Source organism: Candidatus Stygibacter australis (assembly GCA_030765845.1).
GTDB classification, from domain to species: Bacteria; Cloacimonadota; Cloacimonadia; order Cloacimonadales; family TCS61; genus Stygibacter; species Stygibacter australis.
In genome coordinates, this window is record JAVCDJ010000141.1 from 1 (window position 1) to 4,904 (window position 4,904).

The following is a 4,904-nucleotide window of genomic DNA, read 5'->3' on the forward strand; positions in this document are numbered from 1 at the left end:
CCAATTATGGATGATGAGATTGATAGCACAGTAAATAATATTTATCATTGGATATTAGAAAGTACGGAAATCGAAGAGGATTTCATCTGGACCTATTATTCCTGTCCTCTCACACCTCCAGAGATCCTCAACCTGCACTATATCCCTGAGTTTTACCAGACTAAATTATTTAATTCCAGCCTGAAACTGGCAGGAATTCCTGTACGCTGGGAAGGCAGACTGGAATATTATAATGGAACTGATTGGGTAGCTGCCCCATCAAATGATTCTGAGGAAAAGGAAAGTGATGAATTGATGAATTTCACTCTAACTATAACAGTGGATGGAGAAAAAGTGAAGGCTGACCCTTATGAGAATTTCGTTGTTGCCAGCCTGGGAAATGAAGGCTACCTCTACCCCACCTGGTTTGATGGAGAAAATGATTCTCTGGACTATATCGGCAAGTATAGATTGGGTAAAGACGAAACCATTCATATTGAAGCAGCAATAAGAAACACAAATGGTGATGTGATGGTTGCAGTAAGATCACTGAATGCTGATGCGCAAATTATAGAAATAGATCTGACCACTCCCAAAGAATACCTTGATGATAGTAATATATGGCAGGAGTCCACTCTGGAAGCCGTAAAAGAAATTGTCTCCAAAGAACCCTGGGAAGGGAAAAAGATTGTTATGATCCGTGCCAGTAAATCCAGCGAACCACAAAATCACACTACCAGATTCCTGCAGGAGAAACTGGCTAAATTCACTGAACTCAATGCCCGGCTTTATATTTATTCTGAAAACCGTTCAATAAATGACCTAAAGAAGGATGAAGGTTTTACTTCCGCTGTCCTGCTAAAAGGAGAACCGGTTCTGAATGGGGAATTGCAATGGGAAAACTACCCGGCATTGTTTCTGTTGGATGAGGATAACAACCTGATCTTTTCAACTTCTGGTTATAATATGGGTATTACCGATCTGATAATAAAAAAACTGAAATAAAATGAATTCCAGACAGAGGATCAAAAGCATCATTGCTGGTGAACCAGCCGACAGATGCGGATTCTGGTTAGGAAATCCCCATCCTGATTCCTGGCCTGCTCTACATCAATACTTTGGTACTTCCTCAGAAGAAGAATTACGCTTACTCCTTAAAGATGATTTCCGCTGGATCACTCCCTGGGATGCCTATCAGCATCCTGAAGGCAAACCTGTCTTTGATATGCAAAGACCAGGAAAGACGCTCTCTGAAGGTGGGGTTTTTGCTGATACAGTTTCCGTAGAAGAAGTGGAAGCCTTTGACTGGCCCAATCCTGAGTATCTTGATTTCTCTAAATATAAAGAAATTCTGGAAAACACTGGTGATTTCTATCGTGCCGGAGGTTTATGGAGTCCCTTTTTTCATGAAGTATGTGATTTCTTTGGCATGGAAAACTATTTCCTCAAAATGTATCTTAATCCTGATGTGGTTCATGCTGTTACTCGCCACCTGATAGAATATTATCTGGCAGCAAATCGGCTTTGTTTTGAAGAATGCGGTGACCTGATTGATGGCTTTTTCTTTGGTAATGATTTCGGCAGTCAAATTGATATTCTGGTCAGCCCGGAACTTTTCAAAGAATTCATTTTCCCCTACTTCAAAGATTTAACTGATTTAGGAAAAGCATTTAATAAACAGGTAATACTGCATTCCTGCGGTTCCATATTCAGGGTGATGGATGATTTGATCGGTTTAGGTGTAAATGCCTTTCATCCCCTGCAGGCAAAAGCTGCCAATATGGATGCGGACACACTGCAAAATCACTTTGCCGGCAAAATTGCTTTTATTGGGGCAATAGATACCCAGGACTTACTTGTAAATGGCTCACCTGATGATGTGATCGCTGATGTGCGAAGAATAAAACGCACCCTGGGTCCATCTGTAGTGATCAGTCCTAGTCATGAAGCTCTGCTGCCCAATGTGTCCCCTGAGAATATTGAAGCAATGGCAATAGCAGCCACTGAGTCATAAATATGCGAACTAATTACCCCCAATTGCACGAAGATGTAGCCTTTGGCAGGGCAAAGGGCAAGATAATCTGGCAGCCACGTATCGGCTGCTGGTATGATGATAAAATATTTGCCTCCGGAACCTTACCAGAACCCTATTCTGGAATGGACATTTATCAGGTTTATGAAGCAATAGACTGCTCAGCCCGGTTATATGACTATAACTCCTGCTTCTACCGCATTGAACATCCCCAAACTTCCATCACCTCCCGCTCCTTGAATGAAACTGATACCCAATGGACTATTCAAACCCCTGTTGGTAAACAGACGGCAATAGGCAGAAAATCCTTTAATAGCCCTCATCAAATCACTGCAAAATGGGAAATCGAAACAGAGGAAGATTTCAAAGTGGCAAGATGGCGGGAAGAGAATTGTGACTGGGGCTGGAATGAGGAACAGTTTCAGAAACTGAACCATAAAATAGGACATCTTGGTGCCCCGACCATGTTTATGCCTCGCATGAATGTGCAGGCACTTTATATAGAGAAAATGGGAGTGGAAAATGCTGTTTATGCTATTTTCGAGAAGCCTGAAATCGTAGAATCATATTTCCGGGCATTAGAGGAAAATCAATCACTACTGATAAATGTAATCAATTCCTCCCCCATAAACATTATCAATTTTGGTGAAAATGTCCATGCTGGAACCCTTTCTCCACCTTTCTTTGAAAAGTATCATCTTCCGGAATGCCAGAGACGCTGTGAAAAACTGCATAGTGCTGGTAAATTTGTTTGTTCTCACTGGGATGGTGACACAAAACCGCTCTTGCGGTATGCTCATGAAACGGGGCTGGATGGTATTGAAGCCATCACGCCAATACCTCAGGGTGACGTAACGCTGAAAGAAGTGAAAGCAGCTCTGGGAGATGATATGTTTCTGCTGGATGGCATACCTGCCATATATTTTGATGAGATGTTTCCAGTTGAAAAGCTTATTGACTGTGTTCATCAGATAATTGATCTGTTTGCCCCGCATCTTATTCTTGGTATTTCGGATGAAATATCATCTTCTGGTGATCTGGAGCGAGTAAAAATTGTGCGTGATATTGTTGATAAATATAATTCTGAGATAGATTCTAAGGAGAGTTAATGGAAAAATTATTAAATGATTTGAGTATGGTAATTGAGCGTGGAAAGGAGAATCAGGATTCACCCTATCCACCTGATCTAAAAGGCAAGCCGGGAGCGTATGAATATACTCAGCAGTTATTAAATAAGAAGTGTCCACCTGATATGATCCTGAAACAGGGAATGATGCCAGGTATGGATAGAATCGGTAAGAAGTTTGCTGATGGTAAAGTTTTCATCCCCGAGATCCTGATCTCAGCCAAAGCAATGAAAGCTTCCATGACCTTGTTGAAACCATATTTTGATAATGGTGAAGTGCTCCGGAAGGGAAAGGTGATCATTGGCACAGTTGCAGGTGACCTGCATGATATAGGTAAAAACATAGTACGCATGGTGCTGGAAGGCGCTGGCTGGGAAGTTTTTGATCTCGGAGTAGATGTTACGAAAGAGAAATTTCTGGCATCATTAACTGAACATCCCCAAAGCATTATCTGCATGAGTGCCCTGCTCACGACTACCATGATGGAAATGGAGAAAACTGTGCATATCATCAAACAGGAATCTCCTCAGACTAAAATCTATGTTGGTGGTGCTCCTCTAACCAGTAATTTTGCTGATAAAATTGGTGCTGACGGTTATTTCCCGGATCCCCATTCATTGGCAAAACATCTTGCTGATGTAATATGTTAATTAGAAGCTTTCATTTCCCTGCCGAAAAATTATTGCCTGATATCCCTCTTATTCTCACAGAAATGGGATATAATCCTCCTCTGGCAGACCATTTCCTTGCTGAACTGATTGATGAAATACTTAGAGCGATCCCTAAGCATACTAATGCCAGAGCAGGATTCATTCTTATGCCTGATGATATCATTACAATCAAAAACACGATATTAATGAATAATCTTGAGCTCTTTAACCCTGGCAGAATTATCATTGATCAATTACAGAATGTAACTACTCTGGCGTTATTTATTGCCACTCTTGGAAATAAATTCGATCAATATGTCAGTTTAAATAAACAAATTGACCTCTTGAAAGCCTATATCATAGATACAATAGGCTCGCTGATGGTGGAAAAAGCAGTTGACCTGCTGGAGCAGCAAATCTCTGATCTGGCACTTACCCGAAAAGTAAAATGCTCTAACCGTTTTAGTCCTGGTTATTGTCAGTGGGACGTAGAAGAACAGCTTCAGCTCTTTGATCTATTACCCGCGGAATATAACTGGGTCACCTTGCAGCCTTCTTGTTTAATGACTCCCCTAAAAAGCGTAAGCGGAATTATAGGATTAGGGAAAAATGTAATAAAAAAAGAATACCAATGTCCCATCTGCCAGATGACTACATGCTTCAGATATAAAAAATTTCTCAAGGGAGAATAAAAATGCTGCCAAAGATCACAGAAGATCTATTCCTGAAAGACAAAAGACTGATCGCCCCTTTGCTGGGCTATCCGGGGATTCGGTACACAAATTATTCCAAAACCCAAGTACAGCTTGAGCATCAGGCACATTATGAAACGATAATGGCTCTTACGGATAATTTCCAGCCTGATATTGTCTTTCCGCTTATGGACCTTTCGCGTGAAGTTCATGCCTTCGGTAGAAAGGCAGTATTTCATCACTTACCTCTCAAGGATGAGATATCTGGTGAATATTCACCTCGCATGATATCATTGATGGAAAAGAGGGAACTGCTTGAGTCTGAAAGGATCACTGAATACCTTCTTACTCTGGAGCTTCTGAAAAAATCCATTTCAAGCAGTCAGATACTTTGTGCCTATATCTCGGGTCCAGTATCCCTTAC

At 41.2% G+C, this 4,904-nt stretch carries 6 protein-coding genes; all 6 read left to right on the forward strand.

Annotated elements, in window-relative coordinates; all coding sequences use genetic code 11:
• The coding region (locus RAO94_07070; protein ID MDP8322093.1) for a hypothetical protein at positions 1-984 on the forward strand (984 nt) is incomplete at its 5' end.
• Position 985: 1 nt separating this feature from the next.
• Positions 986-1,993: a uroporphyrinogen decarboxylase family protein gene (locus tag RAO94_07075; protein ID MDP8322094.1), complete on the forward strand. Its 1,008-nt coding sequence runs from the start codon at positions 986-988 to the stop codon at positions 1,991-1,993.
• 2 nt (positions 1,994-1,995) lie between these two features.
• Positions 1,996-3,120 carry a uroporphyrinogen decarboxylase family protein gene (locus RAO94_07080; protein MDP8322095.1) on the forward strand — a complete coding sequence of 375 codons (1,125 nt, stop codon included), beginning with the start codon at positions 1,996-1,998 and terminating at the stop codon, positions 3,118-3,120.
• Positions 3,120-3,788 (forward strand): cobalamin-dependent protein, encoded by a 669-nt coding sequence (locus RAO94_07085; GenBank protein MDP8322096.1) that lies wholly within the window; start codon positions 3,120-3,122, stop codon positions 3,786-3,788. Before RAO94_07080 ends, RAO94_07085 begins: the two co-directional genes overlap by 1 nt.
• Complete coding sequence (locus RAO94_07090; protein MDP8322097.1) at positions 3,782-4,480, forward strand: vitamin B12 dependent-methionine synthase activation domain-containing protein; 699 nt, start codon at positions 3,782-3,784, stop codon at positions 4,478-4,480. Before RAO94_07085 ends, RAO94_07090 begins: the two co-directional genes overlap by 7 nt.
• 2 nt (positions 4,481-4,482) lie before the next feature.
• Positions 4,483-4,904: hypothetical protein (locus RAO94_07095; GenBank protein MDP8322098.1), on the forward strand; the 422-nt coding region annotated here is incomplete at its 3' end.